At 38.1% G+C, this 21,760-nt stretch carries 20 protein-coding genes and 1 pseudogene; all 21 read left to right on the top strand.

Annotated features, from left to right (window positions below; genetic code table 11):
* The first annotated feature begins 11 nt into the window (after positions 1-11).
* Entirely contained in the window at positions 12-359 is a 348-nt protein-coding gene (locus F4V44_RS10905) for a YqxA family protein (RefSeq protein ID WP_150440014.1), read from the top strand.
* A gap of 107 nt (positions 360-466) precedes the next feature.
* Complete coding sequence (gene lepA, locus F4V44_RS10900; RefSeq protein WP_150440013.1) at positions 467-2,305, top strand: translation elongation factor 4; 1,839 nt, start codon at positions 467-469, stop codon at positions 2,303-2,305.
* Positions 2,306-2,619: 314 nt separating this feature from the next.
* Positions 2,620-3,756 carry a radical SAM family heme chaperone HemW gene (gene hemW / locus F4V44_RS10895; RefSeq protein WP_150440012.1) on the top strand — a complete coding sequence of 379 codons (1,137 nt, stop codon included), beginning with the start codon at positions 2,620-2,622 and terminating at the stop codon, positions 3,754-3,756.
* Between the two features lie 152 nt (positions 3,757-3,908).
* Positions 3,909-4,940 carry a heat-inducible transcriptional repressor HrcA gene (gene hrcA / locus F4V44_RS10890; protein ID WP_150440011.1) on the top strand — a complete coding sequence of 344 codons (1,032 nt, stop codon included), beginning with the start codon at positions 3,909-3,911 and terminating at the stop codon, positions 4,938-4,940.
* A gap of 264 nt (positions 4,941-5,204) precedes the next feature.
* Positions 5,205-5,816 carry a nucleotide exchange factor GrpE gene (grpE, locus tag F4V44_RS10885; RefSeq protein WP_150440010.1) on the top strand — a complete coding sequence of 204 codons (612 nt, stop codon included), beginning with the start codon at positions 5,205-5,207 and terminating at the stop codon, positions 5,814-5,816.
* Positions 5,817-5,844: 28 nt separating this feature from the next.
* Entirely contained in the window at positions 5,845-7,674 is a 1,830-nt protein-coding gene (dnaK, locus tag F4V44_RS10880; protein WP_150440009.1) for a molecular chaperone DnaK, read from the top strand.
* 197 nt (positions 7,675-7,871) lie between these two features.
* A complete protein-coding gene (dnaJ, locus tag F4V44_RS10875) occupies positions 7,872-8,996 on the top strand; it encodes a molecular chaperone DnaJ (protein WP_150440008.1) in 1,125 nt (374 codons plus the stop codon).
* Positions 8,997-9,014: 18 nt separating this feature from the next.
* A complete protein-coding gene (prmA, locus tag F4V44_RS10870; protein WP_150440007.1) occupies positions 9,015-9,953 on the top strand; it encodes a 50S ribosomal protein L11 methyltransferase in 939 nt (312 codons plus the stop codon).
* Positions 9,954-10,084: 131 nt separating this feature from the next.
* Complete coding sequence (locus tag F4V44_RS10865; RefSeq protein ID WP_150440006.1) at positions 10,085-10,834, top strand: 16S rRNA (uracil(1498)-N(3))-methyltransferase; 750 nt, start codon at positions 10,085-10,087, stop codon at positions 10,832-10,834.
* Positions 10,835-10,840: 6 nt separating this feature from the next.
* On the top strand, positions 10,841-12,190 hold the full coding sequence (gene mtaB / locus F4V44_RS10860; protein WP_150440005.1) for a tRNA (N(6)-L-threonylcarbamoyladenosine(37)-C(2))-methylthiotransferase MtaB: 1,350 nt from the start codon (positions 10,841-10,843) through the stop codon (positions 12,188-12,190).
* A 214-nt stretch (positions 12,191-12,404) separates the two neighbouring features.
* Positions 12,405-12,578 carry a 30S ribosomal protein S21 gene (gene rpsU / locus F4V44_RS10855; RefSeq protein ID WP_015595024.1) on the top strand — a complete coding sequence of 58 codons (174 nt, stop codon included), beginning with the start codon at positions 12,405-12,407 and terminating at the stop codon, positions 12,576-12,578.
* 15 nt (positions 12,579-12,593) lie between these two features.
* Entirely contained in the window at positions 12,594-13,037 is a 444-nt protein-coding gene (locus F4V44_RS10850; protein WP_150440004.1) for a GatB/YqeY domain-containing protein, read from the top strand.
* A gap of 269 nt (positions 13,038-13,306) precedes the next feature.
* A pseudogene (locus F4V44_RS10845) lies at positions 13,307-13,987 on the top strand (NfeD family protein); the annotation flags it as partial.
* 16 nt (positions 13,988-14,003) lie between these two features.
* Positions 14,004-15,005 (top strand): flotillin-like protein FloA, encoded by a 1,002-nt coding sequence (gene floA, locus F4V44_RS10840; RefSeq protein ID WP_150440003.1) that lies wholly within the window; start codon positions 14,004-14,006, stop codon positions 15,003-15,005.
* A 40-nt stretch (positions 15,006-15,045) separates the two neighbouring features.
* Positions 15,046-15,534 carry a hypothetical protein gene (locus tag F4V44_RS10835; protein ID WP_150440002.1) on the top strand — a complete coding sequence of 163 codons (489 nt, stop codon included), beginning with the start codon at positions 15,046-15,048 and terminating at the stop codon, positions 15,532-15,534.
* Positions 15,535-15,613: 79 nt separating this feature from the next.
* The gene (gene yqfC / locus F4V44_RS10830; RefSeq protein ID WP_150440001.1) at positions 15,614-15,898 is read left to right on the top strand and encodes a sporulation protein YqfC; all 285 of its coding nucleotides are present in this window, start codon (positions 15,614-15,616) and stop codon (positions 15,896-15,898) included.
* Positions 15,899-16,160: 262 nt separating this feature from the next.
* A complete protein-coding gene (yqfD, locus tag F4V44_RS10825) occupies positions 16,161-17,354 on the top strand; it encodes a sporulation protein YqfD (RefSeq protein WP_150440000.1) in 1,194 nt (397 codons plus the stop codon).
* Positions 17,351-18,310: a PhoH family protein gene (locus tag F4V44_RS10820; protein WP_150439999.1), complete on the top strand. Its 960-nt coding sequence runs from the start codon at positions 17,351-17,353 to the stop codon at positions 18,308-18,310. Before yqfD ends, F4V44_RS10820 begins: the two co-directional genes overlap by 4 nt.
* Positions 18,311-18,683: 373 nt before the next feature.
* The gene (locus F4V44_RS10815; RefSeq protein ID WP_150439998.1) at positions 18,684-20,828 is read left to right on the top strand and encodes an HD family phosphohydrolase; all 2,145 of its coding nucleotides are present in this window, start codon (positions 18,684-18,686) and stop codon (positions 20,826-20,828) included.
* Positions 20,825-21,295 carry an rRNA maturation RNase YbeY gene (gene ybeY, locus F4V44_RS10810; protein ID WP_150439997.1) on the top strand — a complete coding sequence of 157 codons (471 nt, stop codon included), beginning with the start codon at positions 20,825-20,827 and terminating at the stop codon, positions 21,293-21,295. The genes F4V44_RS10815 and ybeY overlap by 4 nt, the downstream gene beginning before the upstream one ends.
* Complete coding sequence (locus tag F4V44_RS10805) at positions 21,273-21,647, top strand: diacylglycerol kinase family protein (protein ID WP_150439996.1); 375 nt, start codon at positions 21,273-21,275, stop codon at positions 21,645-21,647. The genes ybeY and F4V44_RS10805 overlap by 23 nt, the downstream gene beginning before the upstream one ends.
* Positions 21,648-21,760 lie beyond the last annotated feature (113 nt).

Genomic DNA, 21,760 nt, shown 5'->3' with positions numbered 1-21,760 from the left:
AGTGACCGGTTATGAAGATGTTTATGCTTAAATCAATGCTGATAGCAGCTCTGATGTTTGTTTCTGTTTTATTTGGAATGGAACAGGCTAATAATGGAATCCAAAAAATGAAGGGTTATTCTGAGGACCAGTTCAAAGGAGCTTTTACACTTCAGGAAAGCGGTGAAGGGCAATTAGAGGCATCTATTCTTGGTAATGATGTCTCTAGCCATGACCTTGAGCAGAAAAAAAAGGAACTGGAAGAAATGAAGGCTTTTAATTTCTTCTCCTCATTAGGGAAAAACCTGGCAAATGCAGTTTCGCATGTAACGGAAAAAATAATACAATTAATAACCGGTCTTATTAAAGGTGAAAGCTAATTAACACAAGTCATAGTTAACAGTGAAAGACCATGATTGAATCTTCGTTATCCTGCTGTTATAATCAAAAATAGTGTAAAAGTGGAAGTTTAGTAGGAGTGAACGATATGAACACAGAAGAAAGACTCAATAGACAAAAAAAAATTCGTAATTTCTCCATCATCGCTCATATCGACCATGGAAAATCGACATTAGCTGATCGGATTTTAGAAAAAACGAATGCATTAACACAACGTGAAATGAAAGACCAGCTTCTCGATTCAATGGATTTGGAAAGAGAAAGAGGGATTACAATTAAACTCAATTCCGTCCAGTTAAAATATACTGCAAAGGATGGAGAAACATATACCTTCCATTTAATTGATACTCCTGGACACGTAGACTTCACTTATGAAGTGTCCCGCAGTCTTGCAGCATGTGAAGGAGCTATTCTTGTAGTTGATGCAGCCCAGGGAATTGAAGCACAGACATTAGCAAACGTTTATTTAGCACTAGATAATGATTTAGAGATTGTCCCTGTCATAAATAAAATTGATTTACCTAGTGCTGATCCAGAGAGGGTCAGACAGGAAGTTGAGGATGTAATCGGTTTGGATGCTTCAGAAGCTGTGCTTGCGTCTGCAAAGGCAGGTATTGGTATTGAAGAAATACTTGAACAAATAGTGGAAAAAGTACCTGCACCTAGCGGTGATCCAGAGGCTCCCCTAAAGGCACTTATTTTTGATTCCTTATATGATGCGTATCGTGGTGTAGTTGTTTATATTCGTGTGGTTGACGGTACTGTAAAAGTTGGCGATAAAATCAGAATGATGGCAACAAACAAAGAGTTTGAGGTAACAGAGGTTGGAGTATACAATCCAAGAGCATGTGCGGTTAATGAATTAACTGTGGGAGATGTTGGTTATTTGGCAGCCTCAATTAAGAATGTGGGCGACACTCGTGTTGGTGATACGATTACCAATGCCAAAAATGGGGCAAGTGAGTCATTGCCTGGGTACAGAAAACTAAACCCAATGGTATATTGTGGTTTATATCCTATTGATAACGCGCGTTTTAATGATTTGCGCGAAGCATTGGAAAAGCTTCAATTAAATGATTCATCGCTTCAATTTGAACCGGAAACATCTCAAGCACTTGGCTTTGGTTTCCGCTGTGGATTTTTAGGCCTTCTTCATATGGAAATTATCCAAGAGCGGATTGAACGTGAATTTAAAATTGATTTAATTACAACTGCTCCAAGTGTTATTTATGAAGTGATTATGACTGACGGCACAACGATTCAGGTTAGTAATCCTTCTGAAATGCCGGATCCGCAAAAAATTGACCGCATTGAAGAGCCTTATGTAAAAGCCACGATGATGGCGCCAAATGATTATGTTGGTACGATTATGGAACTTTGTCAAGGTAAACGCGGTAATTTTATGAATATGGAATATATGGATGAATCCCGTGTAAGTATCATTTATGAAATTCCTCTTTCTGAAATTGTATATGATTTCTTTGATCAGTTAAAATCAAGTACAAAGGGATATGCTTCCTTTGATTATGAATTAATAGGCTATAAGCCGTCCAAACTTGTAAAAATGGATATCCTGCTAAATGGTGAAAAGGTCGATGCATTAAGCTTTATCGTACATAAAGATTTTGCGTATGATCGTGGAAAGGTTATTGTTGAGAAACTGAAGGAATTAATTCCTCGACAGCAGTTTGAAGTGCCTGTCCAAGCAGCAGTCGGACAGAAAATTATTGCAAGAACAAACATAAAGTCAATTGGTAAAAACGTCTTAGCAAAATGTTATGGCGGAGACATTTCCCGGAAACGTAAGCTGTTAGAAAAGCAAAAAGAAGGGAAAAAACGTATGAAGCAGGTTGGATCTGTTGAAGTGCCGCAGGAAGCTTTTATGGCTGTACTAAAAATGGATGATAACAACAATTCAAAGAAATAATTGCTGATTAAGGAAAACCAAACAGCATATACGCATAAAGAGGTTAGCTGTTCTTCTCTATCTATTAGAGCAGCTTAGCCTCTTTTTCATATGACTTGCTAACAAATTATGTTGATTCATCAGATTTTTGACTCATCCGTGAGAAATGTCCATTTCTCACGCCTTTCAGCTGTGCTGAAAGGTAGTTGTATGGTTAGGAAGTGACAGGAGAAAATGAATTTTCTCCTGTCACTTCCTAACCATACAACTGTAGATGAGTCAAAAATCAACAATGTTAAAAAACAAAGCTTTTCATATAACAAGGAGGAATTATAATGACACAAGCAGCTTATATCCATATTCCTTTTTGTGAGCATATCTGTCATTATTGTGATTTTAATAAGGTATTTTTAAAAGGACAGCCAGTGGATGAATATCTCACAGCGCTTGAAGCGGAAATGAAAATCACAATGGCAAAAACACCGACAAAAGGATTGAACTCTATCTTTGTTGGCGGGGGAACGCCGACAGCCTTGAGCGTAAAGCAACTAGAAAGGTTATGTAAAATCATTCAGGACCATTTACCATTTAATAATGGTCTGGAATATACTTTTGAAGCGAATCCGGGTGATTTAACAGCGGATAAGCTAAAGGTTCTTTTTGATTCAGGTGTGAATCGCCTAAGCTTTGGTGTCCAGTCTTTTAATGATGAGCTTCTAAAAAAAATAGGTAGAACTCATAAGGCTGAAGATGTGTTCCGTTCAGTAGAAGCTGCAAAAAAGGTTGGTTTTCATAATATTAGCATCGATTTAATCTATAGCTTACCAGGTCAAACATTAGAGGATTTTAATCAAACATTAGATACTTCATTTTCATTGGGAACCACTCACTTTTCAGGATACTCGCTCATCATTGAACCAAAAACCATTTTTTATCAATTGCACCATAAAGGGGTGTTGCAGCTGCCTGATGAGGATGAGGAAGCGGCCATGTATGAAACACTGATGAATCAAATGGAAAAGCATGGGTATCATCAATATGAAATCAGTAATTTCTCAAAAAAAGGATTTGAAAGCCGTCATAATTTAACTTATTGGGATAATGACTATTATTATGGTTTTGGTGCAGGTGCTCATAGTTATATAAATGGAGTACGCCGTTCAAACTACGGACCATTAAAAAAATATATGACCCCAATTGAAAACAATCAACTACCTATAATGGATGAGATTATATTAAGTGAAAAGGAAATGTGGGAAGAAGAAATGTTTCTGGGCTTAAGAAAGATAAAAGGGGTTTCCATTAATCATTTTATTGGGAAATTTGGAAATAGCCCGCTGGTAATTTTTGAAGATGTAATAAATCAATTGGTTAATAAAGATTTAATTCATGTAAGAGATGGATGTATTTCCTTAACAAAAAAAGGCTTATTTTTAGGAAATGAGGTATTTCAAGCATTTTTATTAAATTAGGAAGGAAGCTCTATCCTAACAACAGGCATAGCAGGAGCTTTCGCTTTTCGAATGAAGTAGTTGTATTTATATTGACATTTTGCCATTACATTTGATATTTTAATATTAGATTTAGCACTCGCAAGTAATGAGTGCTAACAGAGGTGATGAATATGTTAACGGATCGACAGCTGCTTATTCTGCAAGTGATCGTTGATGATTTCATCCAATACGCCCAACCGGTTGGATCTAGAAGCTTGGCAAAAAAGGATGAGATATCGTTCAGTTCTGCCACAATCCGTAATGAAATGGCAGATTTAGAAGAATTGGGTTTTATCGAAAAAACACATACATCTTCCGGTCGGATACCTTCTGAAAAAGGATATCGATATTATGTCGATCATTTACTTTCACCGCAGAAACTTAATTTTCAAGATATCCATAAAGTAAAGTCAATTTTTGCTGAACGCATTTATGAAATGGAAAAAATTGTGCAAAAATCAGCAAAGATCTTATCTGACCTAACAAATTACACTGCTATTGTACTCGGTCCGGCTGTAAGGGAAAATAAACTGCGTAGAATTCAAATCGTTCCATTGAATCAGGAAACAGCTGTGGCCATTATTGTAACAGATACAGGACATGTGGAAAACAAAATATTCCATTTGCCTGAAGCGATGAATGCAAGTGATCTTGAAAAGTTTGTTAATATTTTAAATGAGCGTTTGTCAGGAGTGCCGCTTGACAGCTTAAATAATAAATTGTTCATGGAAATCGCTGAATTACTGCGGCAGCATATTGAAAACTATGATATCATGCTAAATATCATTGGTGATTCACTCAAGGTTTCTCCAAATGACAAACTATTTTTCAGTGGAAAAACAAATATGTTAAACCAGCCAGAGTTTCATAATATTGAGAAAGTCCGTAATTTGCTTGACTTAATTGAGCAGGAAAAAGATTTCTATGATATTATTCGTAAAAATCCAAGTGGAATTCATGTGAAGATTGGTCGTGAAAATGTAAACTCCGCTTTGGAAGATTGTAGTTTTATTACAGCTTCCTATTCAATTGGAAACGAACAGCTGGGTTCCATAGCTATTCTTGGACCCACAAGGATGGAATATTCTAGGGTTATTAGTTTAATGCAATTATTATCCCATGACTTATCTGCTGTCTTAACTAAGTTGTATCAAATGAAATAGACGTGGAAATATTGTTAAGGGTGGAAGAAACCATTTCCATCCCTTTCAATATGTTTTCGCAAATAAATCTTAAAATAAGTGCCGCTTGTCGCGACTGAGCAAGGCATCTCCGCATTTCAGATTGTCCAGCTGCAGCGGCTAGACTCTCGAGGTCTTAAGCTGTGACGATGAGAAGGTTAAAGAACAACCTTCTCCCCGTCCCATCTTAAGCTTGTCGCGACTGAGCAAGGCGTCTCCGCATTTCATTTAAGGGAGGTGACAATAATGTCAGAAAAAGAATTGAATGAAGAAAAATCAACTGTAAAGACTGCTGAAAATACAGCTGAAGCCGAAGAAGTTGAAGTGGTTGAAGAGGTCTTTGCTGAAGAACCTCCAAAAGAAGAGGAAAAGAGTGAGCAGCTTTTGCAAACAGAAATAGAAGAGTTAAAAAAGCAAAATGCTGAATTACAAACGAAACTTGATGAAGCGGAGAATCGTATTCTTCGTGTTCAAGCAGACTTTGAAAATGCTCGACGTCGTGCAAGACTTGATCTTGAAGCGAGTGAAAAATATAAAGCACAAAGCTTGATCTCTGATTTATTGCCTGCTATTGATAATTTCGAAAGAGCTCTTGCTATGGAAGCAGATAATGAGCAAGCTAAATCATTACTACAAGGAGTAGAAATGGTTTACAGAAGTTTGTTAGATGCACTTAAAAATGCAGGTGCAGAGCAAATTGAAGCTGTTGGAAAAGAGTTTGACCCTCATATTCATCAAGCAATTATGCAAGTAGAAGATGAAAATTTTGGTTCAAACGTTGTAGTGGAAGAGTTTCAAAAAGGCTATATTTTAAAGGATCGAGTTATTCGTCCTGCGATGGTTAAAGTAAATCAGTAATCTACATATTGATTGGGAGGAAAGGAAAATGAGCAAAATCATTGGTATTGACTTAGGAACAACAAACTCCTGTGTTGCCGTCATGGAGGGTGGAGAACCAAAAGTTATTCCTAATCCAGAAGGAAACCGGACAACGCCATCTGTTGTGGCATTTAAAAATGGCGAACGCCAAGTGGGGGAAGTAGCCAAACGTCAGGCAATTACAAACCCAAATACAATTATTTCAATTAAACGTCATATGGGAACAAGCCACAAAGAAGAAGTGGAAGGCAAAGAGTATAGTCCACAGGAAATTTCGGCTATTATCCTGCAAAATCTAAAAGCGACAGCAGAAGCTTATCTTGGTGAAGAAGTAACAAAAGCGGTTATTACTGTTCCTGCTTATTTTAATGATGCGGAACGTCAAGCAACGAAAGATGCTGGTAAAATTGCCGGTCTTGAAGTTGAACGTATTATCAATGAGCCTACTGCTGCAGCGCTAGCCTATGGTCTAGATAAGACAGATGAAGATCAAACAATCCTTGTTTTTGACTTAGGCGGCGGTACGTTTGACGTATCCATCCTTGAGCTAGGTGACGGCGTATTCGAAGTAAAAGCGACTGCCGGTGACAATCGTCTTGGTGGAGATGATTTCGACCAAGTAATCATTGATTATTTAGTTGACCAATTCCGTAAAGAAAACGGAATTGACCTTTCAAAAGATAAAATGGCTGTACAGCGTTTGAAAGATGCTGCAGAAAAGGCGAAAAAAGATTTATCTGGTGTAACAAGCACACAAATTTCCTTACCATTCATTACAGCTGGTGAAGCTGGCCCGCTACATTTAGAAGTAACTTTAACTCGTGCTAAATTTGAAGAGCTTTCTGCAAATCTGGTAGAACGTACAATGGGACCAACTCGTCAGGCATTAAGTGATGCAGGCCTTTCAACGTCAGAAATTGACAAAGTTATCCTTGTCGGAGGCTCAACTCGTATCCCTGCTGTTCAAGAAGCAATTAAGAAAGCAACAGGGAAAGAACCTCATAAAGGTGTAAACCCTGATGAAGTAGTGGCAATGGGTGCTGCTGTTCAGGGCGGTGTTATCACTGGTGATGTGAAAGATGTTGTTCTTTTAGACGTAACACCACTTTCGCTTGGTATTGAAACAATGGGCGGTGTGTTCACAAAACTGATTGATCGTAATACAACGATTCCTACTTCAAAATCTCAAGTGTTCTCTACTGCTGCTGATAATCAAACAGCTGTTGATATCCACGTATTACAGGGTGAACGTCCAATGGCTTCAGATAACAAAACACTTGGACGCTTCCAATTAAGTGATATTCCGCCGGCTCCAAGAGGAATTCCACAAATCGAAGTATCATTTGATATTGATAAAAACGGAATTGTTAATGTACGTGCGAAGGATCTTGGAACAAATAAGGAACAAACCATTACAATTAAATCTTCTACAGGTTTATCAGATGAAGAAATCGAAAAAATGGTTAAAGAAGCTGAATTGAACGCTGAAGCGGATAAGAAGCGTAAAGAGGAAGTAGAACTTCGTAATGAAGCAGATCAGCTTGTTTTCCAAACGGAAAAAACATTAAAAGATCTTGAAGGCAAAGTAGACGAGACAGAAGTTCAAAAAGCTAATACAGCTAAAGATGAACTTAAAGCTGCTATCGAGAAAAATGATCTTGATGAGATGCGTGCGAAGAAGGATGCGCTGCAGGAAGTGGTGCAAAACCTTTCTGTGAAGCTTTACGAAGAAGCTGCAAAACAAGCGCAGGCTGCACAGGGAGCTGAAGGTGCAAGTGCTCCTAAAGACGATAATGTAGTAGATGCGGAATTCGAAGAAGTAAAAGACGATAAATAATTAGAAAAATAGTTCAGCCGCTTTGTGTGGTTGGAAAAAGAATTTATAACAAAAAGATATTTTTCTAATATGATGAAATAAAAGTCAAAGTCAGGTCTTACTTGGCTTTGACTTTTATTTTACTCTAAAATGAATTGCGATAACCTATATAGAAATGCTACAATAATTTTTATGTGAAAACTCGGGGAGTGGCAATAATGGATAAAAGGGATTACTATGAGGTACTTGGTGTAAGTAAAAGTGCATCAAAGGACGAAATTAAAAAGGCATATCGAAAGCTTTCAAAAAAATACCATCCTGACATTAATAAAGAGCCTGATGCAGATGAGAAGTTTAAAGAAGTGAAAGAAGCGTATGAAGTATTAAGTGATGATCAAAAACGCTCCCACTATGATCAATTTGGTCATACCGATCCAAATCAAGGCTTTGGCGGCGGTGGAGATTTCGGCGGCTTTGGCGGTTTTGAGGATATTTTCAGCACCTTCTTTGGCGGCGGCGGCGGTAGACGCCGTGACCCAAATGCACCAAGGCAGGGCGCTGATTTACAATACACAATGACGTTAAATTTCGAAGATGCAGTTTTTGGAAAAGAAACGGAAATTGAAATTCCACGCGAGGAAAACTGTGAAACATGTGATGGGACTGGTGCTAAAAAAGGGACGCAGCCTGAAACATGTTCACATTGTCATGGAAGCGGTCAGTTAAACATTGAACAAAATACTCCTTTTGGCCGAATTGTCAATCGTCGTGTATGTAATTATTGTCATGGTACTGGTAAAGAAATTAAGCATAAATGTTCAACTTGCGGCGGAACTGGGAAAGTAAAGAAACGCCGGAAAATAGCGGTCAAAATTCCTGCTGGTATTGACGATGGCCAGCAATTACGGGTAACCGGGCAAGGTGAACCAGGTACTAACGGCGGCCCGGCAGGAGATTTATATGTTGTCTTCCATATTCGTTCACATGAATTTTTTGAACGTGACGGTGATGATGTATACTGTGAGATGCCGATTACCTTTGCACAGGCTGCTCTAGGCGATGAAATCGAAGTCCCTACCCTGCATGGAAAAGTGAAGCTTAAGGTGCCGAGCGGGACACAGACAGGTACAAAATTCCGCTTAAGAGGAAAAGGAATTCCGAATGTCCGCGGACGCGGTATTGGAGATCAGCATATTATTGTAAAAGTTATTACGCCAACGAAGTTAACGGAAAAACAAAAGCAATTACTACAGGAATTTGCTGAAATCAGCGGAGCTGATCAAAAGGATGAACATGAGGAAGGCTTTTTTGATAAAGTAAGAAGAGCATTCAAGGGTGAATAAGATTAGGAGCTGGTAGCGTTGAAATGGTCAGAAATTAGTATTCACACAACAAATGAAGCAATTGAACCGATTTCCAATATTCTGCACGAAGCAGGGGCGAGCGGTGTGGTCATAGAAGACCCGGTAGAACTTGTGAAAGAAAGGGAAGATCGTTTCGGCGAAATCTACCAACTTAATCCGAAAGATTACCCTGAAGAAGGCGTTATTATTAAGGCTTATTTGCCGATTAACAGCTTTTTAGGAGAAACTGTTGATGAAATCAAAGAGGCTATCAATAACTTGATTATCCACAATATTGATATTGGAAAAAACAGTGTTTCTCTCACAGAGGTTCATGAAGAAGAATGGGCAACTGCATGGAAAAAATATTATCATCCGGTGAAAATTTCCCAGCGCTTTACCATTGTTCCGACTTGGGAAGAATACACACCGGTAAACAGCGATGAATTAATTATAGAATTAGACCCGGGAATGGCGTTTGGTACAGGGACGCACCCAACGACAGTCATGAGCATACAAGCGCTGGAGAGGACTGTAAAAAAAGGCGATACGGTCATTGATGTAGGAACTGGATCTGGTGTATTAAGCATTGCAGCAGCTATGTTAGGTGCAAATAAGGTGACTGCTTTAGACTTAGATGAAGTAGCGGTTCAATCAGCCAGACTTAACTTAAAGCTGAATAAAGTGCACGAGTCGGTCGAGGTTCTTCAAAACAATTTACTTGAAGGAATTGACACAAAAGCAGATGTAGTTGTGGCCAATATTCTTGCAGAAGTTATTTTGCGCTTTACAGAAGATGCTGCAAATTGCGTGAAACAGGGCGGCTATTTCATTACTGCCGGGATTATCAAACAAAAGAAGGATCAGGTGAGAGATTCCATTGAAGCGGCAGGTTTTGAAATAGAAGAAACGCTTAATATGGAGGACTGGGTAGCCTTTATTGCAAAAAGAAAATAAATCAAAGAAAAGGGCTAAGTGTTAATTTCTACACGCCCTTTTTAACTGTTATTAAGGTACTATTAATTAGTCGTAGAAGGAATTTACTTTGCCTAAGCTGCTTTTACATTAGATAAGGGATGGTGCTCAGGATGCAGAGATATTTTGCTTCCTATTCAACAGAAAATAATTGTTTTTTCATCACAGGTGAGGATTTTCACCATATTTCTAAAGTTATGAGGATGAAAGAAAAGGATGAAATTATCTGTGTCAGTGAAAATCAAAAAACAGCTCTTTGTTCAATTGCAGAAATTTCCACTGATCAAGTGATTGCTTCCGTTATACAATGGAAGGAGGAGTCAGTAGAACTGTCTGTGTCAGTTACAATCGTGAGCGGCCTGCCTAAAGGGGATAAGATTGAATGGATTATACAAAAGGGAACAGAGCTTGGAGCATCTAAGTTTATCCCTTTTACTGCAGATCGTTCTATCGTTAAATGGGATGGAAAAAAGGCTGATAAAAAAATAAATAGGTGGCAAAAAATCGCAAAAGAAGCTGCTGAGCAATCCCATCGAACCATTATCCCTGAAATTATGCAGCCAGTTAATCTGCAGTCCCTTCTAAACTACGCAGAAGGTTATGATGTGAAATTAGTTGCTTATGAGGAAGAGGCAAGACTTGGAGAAGATAAGGTGCTTGTTTCAAGTTTAAAAGAGCTTGAAAAAGGGGGCTCTTTGCTTGTTGTGTTTGGACCTGAAGGTGGTTTATCTACTGGAGAAGTCGAAAAGCTTAAAGCGTGCGGTTTTCGTCTTTGCGGGCTTGGACCGAGGATTTTACGGACAGAAACGGCCCCGCTATACCTATTATCCGCAGTGTCATATCATTTAGAATTATTGAGGTGAATATACATGCAAACTGTTGCATTTCATACACTTGGTTGTAAAGTAAACCATTATGAAACAGAAGCTATATGGCAGTTGTTTAAACAAGAAGGCTATGAGCGTGTTGATTTTGAATCACGATCAGATGTATATATTATTAATACATGTACGGTTACCAATACCGGTGATAAAAAAAGCCGACAAGTTATTCGCAGAGCCATTAGAAAAAATCCTGATGCCGTTATTTGCGTAACAGGCTGTTATGCACAAACTTCACCAGCTGAAATCTTGGCGATTCCTGGTGTGGATATTGTAATCGGTACACAGGACCGTGTAAAAATGCTTGAATATATTAATCAGTATAAAGAAGAGCGTCAGCCAATTAATGCCGTTGGTAATATTATGAAGAGCCGTGTTTATGAAGAATTGGATGTACCTTCCTTTACAGATCGCACGAGGGCATCACTAAAAATCCAAGAAGGCTGTAACAATTTCTGTACGTTCTGTATTATTCCATGGGCAAGGGGATTAATGCGTTCCCGCGATCCAAAGGAAGTAATTAATCAAGCCCAACAGCTTGTTGATGCAGGTTACAAGGAGATTGTGCTGACAGGAATTCATACAGGTGGGTATGGCGAGGACTTAAAGGACTATAATCTTGCTATGCTTTTAAGTGATTTAGAAGCAAATGTTAAGGGCTTAAAGCGCCTTAGAATCTCTTCGATTGAGGCAAGCCAAATTACTGATGAAGTAGTAGAAGTCATTAAGAATTCAAATATTATTGTAAGACATCTGCATATACCGCTTCAATCCGGATCAGATACAGTTTTAAAAAGAATGAGAAGAAAGTATACAATGGCTTCTTTTGCAGAAAGATTAGGGAAATTAAAAGAAATTATGCCGGATTTAGCGGTTACATCTGATGTGATTGTTGGTTTCCCAGGCGAAACAGAAGAGGAATTCATGGAAACTTATCATTTTATTAAAGAACATCAATTTTCTGAGCTTCATGTCTTTCCTTATTCAAAACGGACAGGCACTCCAGCCGCCAGAATGGAAGATCAGGTTGATGAAGAAGTGAAAAATGAACGAGTTCATCGTCTGATTGCTTTGTCTGATCAACTGGCAAAGGAATATGCCTCTAAATTTGAAGGTGAAGTATTGGAAGTGATTCCTGAAGAGGAATTCAAAGAAGAAGCTGGTAAAGGTTTGTATGTTGGTTATACCGACAATTATTTAAAGGTTGTTCTTCCTGCTACAGAAGAGATGGTCGGTCAAATTGTAAAGGTTAAAATTGATAAAGCAGGCTATCCTTACAATGAAGGGAAATTTGTTCGCGTCATTGAGAATTCTGAGTTGGAAAATGAGGCAGTATAACAATAATCAGAAGAAAATTTTCTGGGGAAAACTGATCATTTAACTCAACTGAAGAGTCTCTAATCATGTTGAATTTTGATTAGTATATAAACAATAGATACAAGTTGAGACGAATTACAGTTGACCTTGTTTCTCTGATATATTATAATTGCAAAGTACATGGGATTTCCATGGATTGATGTAAGTGTGTTGTGCTCGGAGGGAGGGAAAGAGAATGTCTAAAACTGTCGTTCGTAAAAACGAATCGCTTGAAGATGCTCTTCGACGCTTCAAACGTACTGTTTCTAAATCTGGTACTATTCAAGAAGCTAGAAAGCGCGAATTTTATGAAAAGCCTAGCGTAAAACGCAAGAAGAAGTCTGAAGCTGCAAGAAAACGTAAGTTCTAAGAGAGGGTGTAACTTATGAGTCTTCTCGAACGTTTAAATTCTGATATAAAGCAAGCGATGAAAAACAAAGAAAAAGATAAGCTTACGACAATCCGCATGATAAAGTCTTCTATTCAAAATGAAGCAATCAAGCTTGGTCATGAGCTGTCTGAAGATGAAGAAGTAACTGTCCTTTCACGTGAAGTTAAACAACGCAAGGACTCCCTCCATGAATTTGAAAAGGCTGGCCGTGAAGATCTCGCAGAAAAAATCCGTACTGAGTTACAGTACGTAGAATTATATATGCCTGAGCAGCTATCTGAAGAAGAAGTAACTGAAATTGTGAAACAAGCTATTTCGGAAACGGGCGCTTCATCAAAAGCAGAAATGGGAAAAGTGATGTCAGCAGTAATGCCGAAAGTAAAAGGCAAAGCAGATGGATCACTTGTAAATAAACTTGTACAACAACACCTTTCATAACAAACTTTTACATTATAATGTTTAAAAGACTGCAGTTATCTGCAGTCTTTTTAATTATGCTTTAAGACTAGTATCTGCTTGTGCATTCTTATTTCTTTGCAACTATACGAAACTTTTCAAGCGTATGAATCGTAAATAGTAAAACGGTGTAATAATGAAAGGAGGGTAGCTTCGTGATTCGACGTGTTGCTGCAATTACAGGTGGTTTATCAGTATTATATCTGCTTTCTTTTCTAATCAATGCTGATGCTGCTTTGATGAGTGGTAATAGTCAACCAAAACTCAGTTTCCTTGATCAAATGGCCTTGTTTATCACCCATCCGATTGTTATCACTATATTATTATCCATTGGTTTCTTAGGATTTGTTGTTGAACTGTTTACACCAAGAATTGGACTTCCTGGAATCGTCGGTTTATTAGCATTCCTCTTATTCTTTTACGGTCACTTGGTCACTGGTTTAGCTGGTATAAGTACAGTCCTATTATTTGCAGTTGGTGTTGTCCTTATTTTATTAGAATTAGTTTTACCTGGAGGAATTATTGGGATTTTTGGTTTTGGAGCTTTCTTGGCTAGTTTTTTTCTTGCTGGAGAGAATTTTATCCATATGGGAATTTCCCTTCTAATTGCATTTTCAATATCTATTTTAGCCATCGTGGTTATGATAAAGGTGTATGATAAAAAAATGAAATTTTTTAAAAAGTTAATTCTCAATGATTCGACTAGTACAGAACTTGGATATGTTTCTAATCAAAACCGAAGTGAATTGATTGGGCTAATTGGTGAATGTTTAACGGATTTACGTCCTTCAGGAACGGTTGTCGTTCAGGAGGAACGAATTGATGTTGTTTCTGAAGGCGGTTTTATTTCAAAAGGTTCCCAGGTGAAAATTATTAAAACAGAGGGATCAAGAATTGTCGTCAGGGAATTAGTGAATAAAGAAAAAGAGTAAAAAAAGGAGGATTATTATGGCAATTACGGCAGGATCAGCATTTTTAATCGTAGCTGTTGTAGTAGGGGTTATTTTATTAGCGGTATTATTTACATTTGTTCCTGTTATGCTGTGGATATCAGCCCTTGCTGCTGGAGTTAAAGTAAGTATTTTTACCCTCATTGGAATGAGGTTAAGAAGGGTTATCCCAAGCAGGGTCATTAACCCATTAATTAAAGCTCATAAAGCTGGGCTCAATGTAACAACCAATCAACTTGAAAGTCATTATTTAGCAGGTGGTAATGTAGATAGGGTGGTTAATGCCTTGATTGCAGCACACCGTGCTAATATTGAACTAATGTTTGAACGTTGTGCTGCGATTGATTTAGCAGGCCGAGACGTATTAGAAGCGGTACAAATGAGTGTTAACCCTAAAGTTATTGAAACACCGTTTATTGCTGGTATGGCTATGAATGGGATTGAAGTAAAAGCAAAAGCAAGAATCACTGTACGAGCAAATATTGACCGGCTTGTCGGTGGTGCAGGAGAAGAAACGATTATTGCCCGTGTGGGTGAAGGGGTTATTTCGACCATTGGTTCATCGGAACATCATACAAAAGTATTAGAAAATCCTGATATGATTTCTCAAACCGTTTTAGCTAAAGGGTTAGATTCAGGAACGGCCTTTGAAATTTTGTCCATTGATATTGCAGATGTTGATATCGGTAAAAATATTGGAGCTCATCTGCAAATGGAACAAGCTGATGCTGACAAAAACATTGCCCAAGCAAAGGCTGAAGAACGTCGGGCGATGGCGGTTGCAAAAGAGCAGGAAATGAGGGCGCGGGTTGAAGAGATGAGGGCTAAGGTTGTTGAATCCGAAGCAACTGTTCCTCTTGCAATGGCAGAAGCACTTCGTTCAGGTAATTTAGGGGTTATGGATTATATGAATTTGCAAAACATCACTGCTGATACGGACATGAGGGAATCAATCGGAAAAATGTCAGGTCCTAAAGACAATAAAAATAAAAAGGAATAGGACATAACGTTTATGAATCAGCAGAAAGGAGGTTTCGCAATTGGAAATTCTCTTTGACAATCCTTTTATTATCATTATTTTAATTGCTGCACTGTCCTCTATGTTTAAAAATAAGAAAAAGGCAACGGAGGAGGCTCACAGGAAGCGGGGCAGCAGTCATACATCTGCAAGCAAAAGAGAAAGGCCAAGCAACCGCATGGATGAGATGAAAGAAATACTCAAGGAAGTTACACGTACGTTAACTGAAGAGCATCCAGCGCCTGCGAAAAAAATTGAAGAAATGTACCAGGAAAAGAATGATGGTATTGATCAATTAAAAGAGACAAGGAAGCAAAAGTCTGTTGTGAAGGGTAATATGAAATCTATAGCAACAGGAATTTCACAGGGACCTGACGTGCAAACAACGAGGGCGGAGAAGAAGGATAACGGCATGAATATTGATGAATCTACTCTTGTAGATGCTGTTGTTTGGTCTGAAATACTGGGTCCGCCCCGTGCAAAAAATCCATATCGAAACCGACGGGCTTGAAGTTAGTCCCTGTCAGAAAAAAAGGTGCTAGAACTCTGTTTCATTTCATACATATGAGATGAAAGGGGGTTCTTTTTTTATGGCGAAAAAGTGGGGACAATACCTCCGCAATTGGGTAACAAAAAATATGGAGCTTCCTCAGGATGTCATGATGGATCTACCCCGGATAACGATGATTGGACATATACATATATATATTGAAAACCATCGTGGATTAATTGCTTTCTCAGATAAAGAGCTTAGACTGCTTTTAAAACAAGGGCAGCTATTAATAAAAGGAAAAGCGTTTGTCATCAAGGCAATCATGCCCGAAGAGATATTATTGGAAGGAAAAATAGATCAAGTTATTTATTTGCAAGAATAAGGAACGAAGATTAAGAACGCCACATCCTGTGGCAACGTCTGCATGACCCACGTCCTGTGGGCCTAGCGGAGGCGCCTTGCCCAGCCGCGACCAGCTTAAGATGAGCCGGCAGGAAGGTTGTTCATTAACCTTCTTTACGGATTAGGTTAGGACCTCGAGCGGCTAGGCTCCGCAGCTGGATAAGAATAAAGAACATATAGAGAGTGCGGGGGCACCTGTCTAGTGCCTCCTTTATCGCAAGTAAATGTTAGGGAGGACAGGCATGAAGAACCGATGGATCATTTTCTTTTCTGGGATCATCACGGTAAAAATAAGTGGCAAAGGTCTTGAACGATTATTAAATAATTTAATTCGAAACGGTTTATTTATATGGCAGGTTAGGCGTCAGGGTGTTGAATCTATTACATTTAAGATGAAACTGAGTGATGTGGGGAAGTTCAGAAAATATGTAAGAGGCAGTGGATGTAAAGTGACCTTCTATAAAAGAGAAGGATTTCCATTCCTGCTGATAAGACTTCTGAAAAACAGCGGATTTCTTATAGGTTCCATACTGTTTATCTTTGTTATATTACTCCTGTCTAACATGATTTGGGGTATACAGGTAAAAGGTGCCGATCCGGCAACGGAATATAAGATTTATAAAGAATTAGATAAAATGGGCGTTAAGGTCGGAAAACTTCAGCTTTTTGTTGATAATGTTGAATCCATTCAGCGCCAATTAACAAACAATGTAGAGGAAATTACATGGGTTGGTGTTGAATTACAAGGGACAACCTATCATCTTCAAGTGGTTGAGAAAAATGAACCAAAACAGCCTGAATATTTAAGTCCGCAAAATTTGGTTGCGAAGAAAAAGGCTGTAATTGTGGACATGTTTGTAGAAGATGGGCAGGCTGTTGTAAATATTCACGACAGTGTAGAGGAGGGGCAGCTGCTTGTTTCAGGATTAATCGGGAAAGAAGGACAGACTGTTCAAGTTCCTGCCAAAGGTGAGATTTGGGGAGAAACCTGGTACAGGTCAGATGTAGAGCTCCCGTTAAAAACTACCTTTCAAGTATTTAATGGGAATGAGAAACGAAAGTACTATCTGCAAATTGCGAATTTTAAAATACCTATTTGGGGCTTTGGTAAAATTGAGTATAAAGAGTATGAGACAGAGGCAACGGAAAAAACGATTCAATTTTTAAAATGGGAGCTTCCGCTGTCATATATTCATGAGACTCACCGTGAAAAGGAAGTGGAGACAAGAATCTATTCGAAGGAAGAAGCTTTTCAAGTTGCAAAAGAAATGGCTAAATTAGATATAAAAAACCGATTATCTGAAGAAGCTAAGATTAAAGGAGAAAAAATTTTGCACCAATCTATAGACAATGGTAAAGTATCAATAGCAATACATTTCCAAATTATCGAAAATATAGCAGAAGGACAACCAATAATCCAAGGAGAGTCAGAATGACGGAAGATTTAAAAACGATGAATGTTCAATTAAAGAATTCAAATGAAGCAATTACTTTAATTGGGAATGCAGATGCGAATCTTAAAGTATTAGAACAAGAACTCGATGTTTCTATCATTACAAGAGGCGAGACAGTGTATGTTTCCGGTAATCTTGAACATGTAGAGCTTGTAGGCAATATCCTTGACGCTTTATTGTATGTAATCCGAAAAGGAATCACCATTAGTCAGAGGGATGTCACATATGCGATACAGATGGCCAAAAAAGGAACTCTAGATTATTTTAAAGATTTATTTGATGAAGAAATAGCAAAAAATGCTAAAGGTAAATCCATACGAGTAAAAACCATTGGACAGCGCTATTATATTTCTGCTATGAAGAAAAAGGATCTTGTCTTTGGTATTGGCCCGGCTGGAACAGGGAAAACCTATTTAGCTGTTGTTATGGCTGTGAATGCTTTAAAAAGCGGACAGGTAAAAAGAATTATCCTAACTCGTCCTGCAGTAGAAGCTGGTGAAAGCTTAGGTTTTCTGCCTGGTGATTTGAAAGAAAAAGTCGATCCATATTTAAGACCTCTATATGACGCCCTGCATGATGTTCTCGGCACTGAGCATACGCAAAGGTTAATGGAGCGGGGAATTATTGAAATTGCGCCGCTTGCCTATATGAGGGGAAGAACTCTAGATGACGCCTACGTCATTTTAGATGAAGCACAAAATACAACAATGGCACAAATGAAGATGTTCTTAACACGGCTTGGATTTGGTTCGAAAATGGTGATTACCGGTGATAAAACGCAGATTGACCTGCCAAAAGGAGTAAATTCCGGATTAAAGATAGCCGAAGGAGTACTTCAAGATATACCAGGTCTGCAATTTATTTATCTTGAACAAAGTGATGTTGTTCGTCACCCGCTAGTTGCAAAGATCATCCAAGCATATGAGACGAAAGAATAAGATTTAGCAAAAGCAAAGACTGCATATTAAACATGCCGTTCGGATTACCGGACGGCTATTTTTTCCATTAGAAAACAATAAAATAATGGATATAACTTATGAGTAGAAAAATAATGGATAAAATGAGTAATAATCCATATTTTATTCTCTATGATTTTAGAAAGAGATGAAAGAGGAGCCAAAAACTGTTATGATTTTTACGTAGTATAGGTAATAATGGATGTAATCTAGCTCCAGCGCCTAGCCCTTCTTTGGTCTAGTCAATCCTTCCTAAAAGGTAAAGAACACCTTTCCGGCAGGCTTGTCTTATGCTATGCCTGAGGCTGAACAAGGCGCTTGCGCTTTTCAATGCAAAGGAGGAACAAAGAAAACAATGCAACAGTACTTAATCAAAATCAGAAGTTTGTTAAATATAAAGTTTTTCCGGATCCTCTTATTTGTATTACTGGGAGTTGTCCTTTACATATCTATGTACAGCAATGTTAAACCTGAAAAATTAGATATTCGATTATTTTCGATAGCAAATCAGACAATTAGGTCTCCAATAACGGTTGAGGATAAAAAGAGTACAGCGGCGAAGAAAAAAGAAGCAGAAGAGCAGGTTCAAGATGTTTATGTATTAAATAAATCCATTTCAGAAAACCGTATTGATCTTATTACATCCATATTTGATTCTGCTGTAGAAGTAAATAAGGAAATAAAGAATGAGCAAAAAGAAGGTTTAATGGACGAGGGGAACTCGCCATCTAAAGAAGTGAAATTAAAGAGATTGAAAGAAAAGTTAACAGTTGATGTAACAAAGGATATACCTGATTCGGTGTTAACCAGCCTAGTTGCGTCTGCAAATGATGAGTTAATTATTGCAAGGGATCTTTCTATTACAGCAATTAATATGATTATGAATAATCGGATTCCAACACATGAAGTTGAAAACGCAAAGAAAAAGCTGGAAGAGGAATTAAAATATACTGATTTAAATCTTGATTTAAAAAATGCTGCTATTCAGCTTGGAAGATATGCAATTATTCCAAATGAATTCTATGATCCGGATGCTACAGAAGAAATGCGTCAACAGGCAGTAGAAAATGTTGAGCCAGTTAAAATTTTAGAAGGTCAAATAATCGTTGAAGAAAATCAATTAATTAATCGAGATGTTTATCGTCAATTAGATCTTGCCGGTTTGCTTGATAATGATCGCTCAAACGCACCATTTATTGGTTTAACCCTTCTTATTATGGTTTTCTTAACAGCATTATATTTTTATTTCTATCATTTAGAGGAAAATAAAGAGCAAAAACAAACCTATTTGCTCCTGTTCAGTTTAATTTTTATCCTATCAATTTTTCTAATGAAAATGGTTAGTTTACTTCATGTTCTGGAGTTTGCTGATATTGCTTTTATTTTCCCTGCAGCCATGAGTGCATTGCTGATAAAAATATTAATTGATGAAAAATTGGCTATCGTTGTTACTATTATTATGGCCATTTGTGGATGTGTTATGTTTAATGAAGGAGTAACAGGTTCCCTAAATACGTCAACCGGTATCTATATTCTTTGCAGCGGTCTAGCAGGCATCATGTTTTTAAGCAATCAACGGCGCTCAAACATCTTTAAAGCAGGATTATTTGTAGCAGCTGCCAATGTAGTGGTCATTTTATCTCTGGTGTTTTTAAGAAATGGACAATATGATATCCAGGATTATATTATAACAGTCGTTATTGGGTTCATGTCTGGCATTTTATCTGCCGTACTGACAATCGGCTTACTCCCATTCTTGGAGGCGGGTTTTGGGATATTGTCTACAATGAGATTAATTGAGCTTTCGAATCCCAATCATCCCCTATTAAAAAAGATTCTTACAGAAACACCGGGAACTTACCATCATAGTGTGATGGTCGCTAATTTAGCTGAAAGTGCTTGTGAAACAATTGGCGCAAATGGTCTGCTTGCAAGGGTAGGAGCTTATTATCATGATATTGGAAAAACAAAAAGACCACAGTTTTTTATTGAGAATCAGTTAAATATTGAAAATCCGCATGACCGTATACCGCCAAATATGAGTAAAAATATTATCATTGCACATGCAACAGATGGTGCTGAAATGCTGAAGGCTCATCATATGCCGAAGGAAATAGTTGATATTGCAGAGCAGCACCATGGAACGACCTTATTAAAGTATTTCTATCATAAGGTGAAGCAAAGCGGTGTTGAGGTTGATGAAGAGGAATATCGGTATCCCGGGCCAAAGGCTCAGACGAAGGAATCGGCTATTGTTGGGATTGCTGATAGCGTTGAGGCCGCTGTACGCTCGATGTCACAGCCAACTCCCGAACAAATTGAAGAACTCGTCAGGAAAATTATTTCTGACAGACTTCAGGATAACCAATTTAATGAATGTGATTTAACACTAAAGGAGTTGGATAAGGTCGCTAACGCATTATGTGAAACACTTAATGGGATCTTTCACTCAAGGATTGAATATCCGGAAATGACAAAGCAGAAGGTGAGACATGCATGAGTATTATCATTGATTTTATTGACGAAACAAGTGAGTTATCTGAAAAGGACTTAGATATGGTTGAGAAGCTGTTAATGTTTGCAGCTGAAAAGGAGGGGATTGAGGAGAACAGTGAGTTGTCAGTTACCTTTGTAACAAATGAGCGGATACAGGAAATTAACCGCGATTATAGAGATAAGGATCGTCCTACAGATGTTATTTCATTTGCGATGGAGGAGCTTGGTGAAGGTGAAATGCCGCTAGTAGGAGGCGATATGCCGCGGGTGCTTGGGGATATAATCATTTCATTAGCAAAGGCAAGAGAACAGGCAGAGGAATATGGGCATTCATTTATTCGGGAACTTGGATTTCTAGCTGTACATGGATTCCTGCATCTTTTAGGGTATGACCATGAAACGGAAGAAGATGAGAAAAAGATGTTCTCAAGACAAAAGGATATTTTAGATGAATTCGGACTTCAACGGTAGAAGACGATGGGGGATTGTGAAATCCTTCGCCTTTGCCATTGAGGGAATCATTCATTCATTAAAATATGAACGCAATATAAAAATCCATCTGGCAGTAGCGCTTGTCGTCATTATTCTTGGAGTGCTATACAATATTTCAAGTTTTGAGTGGCTCTTGATTATTCTGGCAATAGGCGGGATGATTTCATTTGAGCTAATGAATACGGCTGTTGAGAGAGTGGTTGATCTTGTAACATCGGATCGCCATCCGCTTGCCAAACAGGCAAAGGATATTGCTGCTGGAGCGGTGTTGATTTATGCTGTTATGTCTGTTATGATTGGTTGCATCATTTTTTTACCAAAGATGTTCTAACACGGGCCATCAAACTAATTGTTGATACATGTCCGTGTTTTTTTATGTATAAAAGTGAAACAAGGTTATTGTTATAATTTTAGAAAATTCAAAAAATGAAACTGCAAATTCCT

The organism is Niallia endozanthoxylica (genome assembly GCF_008710145.1).
GTDB classification, from domain to species: Bacteria; Bacillota; Bacilli; order Bacillales; family Cytobacillaceae; genus Bacillus_BD; species Bacillus_BD endozanthoxylica.
Note: the sequence above shows the minus strand (reverse complement) of the source record. Positions and strands in the feature narration are given on the sequence as shown.

Bases quoted from the DNA above. Each gene is read 5' to 3' on its own strand.
- F4V44_RS10905 (WP_150440014.1), top strand. From the start codon at position 12: ATGAAGATGTTTATGCTTAAATCAATGCTGATAGCAGCTCTGATGTTT.
- lepA (WP_150440013.1), top strand. From the start codon at position 467: ATGAACACAGAAGAAAGACTCAATAGACAAAAAAAAATTCGTAATTTC.
- hemW (WP_150440012.1), top strand. From the start codon at position 2,620: ATGACACAAGCAGCTTATATCCATATTCCTTTTTGTGAGCATATCTGT.
- hrcA (WP_150440011.1), top strand. From the start codon at position 3,909: ATGTTAACGGATCGACAGCTGCTTATTCTGCAAGTGATCGTTGATGAT.
- grpE (WP_150440010.1), top strand. From the start codon at position 5,205: ATGTCAGAAAAAGAATTGAATGAAGAAAAATCAACTGTAAAGACTGCT.
- dnaK (WP_150440009.1), top strand. From the start codon at position 5,845: ATGAGCAAAATCATTGGTATTGACTTAGGAACAACAAACTCCTGTGTT.
- dnaJ (WP_150440008.1), top strand. From the start codon at position 7,872: ATGGATAAAAGGGATTACTATGAGGTACTTGGTGTAAGTAAAAGTGCA.
- F4V44_RS10865 (WP_150440006.1), top strand. From the start codon at position 10,085: ATGCAGAGATATTTTGCTTCCTATTCAACAGAAAATAATTGTTTTTTC.
- mtaB (WP_150440005.1), top strand. From the start codon at position 10,841: ATGCAAACTGTTGCATTTCATACACTTGGTTGTAAAGTAAACCATTAT.
- rpsU (WP_015595024.1), top strand. From the start codon at position 12,405: ATGTCTAAAACTGTCGTTCGTAAAAACGAATCGCTTGAAGATGCTCTT.
- F4V44_RS10850 (WP_150440004.1), top strand. From the start codon at position 12,594: ATGAGTCTTCTCGAACGTTTAAATTCTGATATAAAGCAAGCGATGAAA.
- floA (WP_150440003.1), top strand. From the start codon at position 14,004: ATGGCAATTACGGCAGGATCAGCATTTTTAATCGTAGCTGTTGTAGTA.
- yqfC (WP_150440001.1), top strand. From the start codon at position 15,614: ATGGCGAAAAAGTGGGGACAATACCTCCGCAATTGGGTAACAAAAAAT.
- yqfD (WP_150440000.1), top strand. From the start codon at position 16,161: ATGAAGAACCGATGGATCATTTTCTTTTCTGGGATCATCACGGTAAAA.
- F4V44_RS10820 (WP_150439999.1), top strand. From the start codon at position 17,351: ATGACGGAAGATTTAAAAACGATGAATGTTCAATTAAAGAATTCAAAT.
- F4V44_RS10815 (WP_150439998.1), top strand. From the start codon at position 18,684: ATGCAACAGTACTTAATCAAAATCAGAAGTTTGTTAAATATAAAGTTT.
- ybeY (WP_150439997.1), top strand. From the start codon at position 20,825: ATGAGTATTATCATTGATTTTATTGACGAAACAAGTGAGTTATCTGAA.
- F4V44_RS10805 (WP_150439996.1), top strand. From the start codon at position 21,273: ATGAATTCGGACTTCAACGGTAGAAGACGATGGGGGATTGTGAAATCC.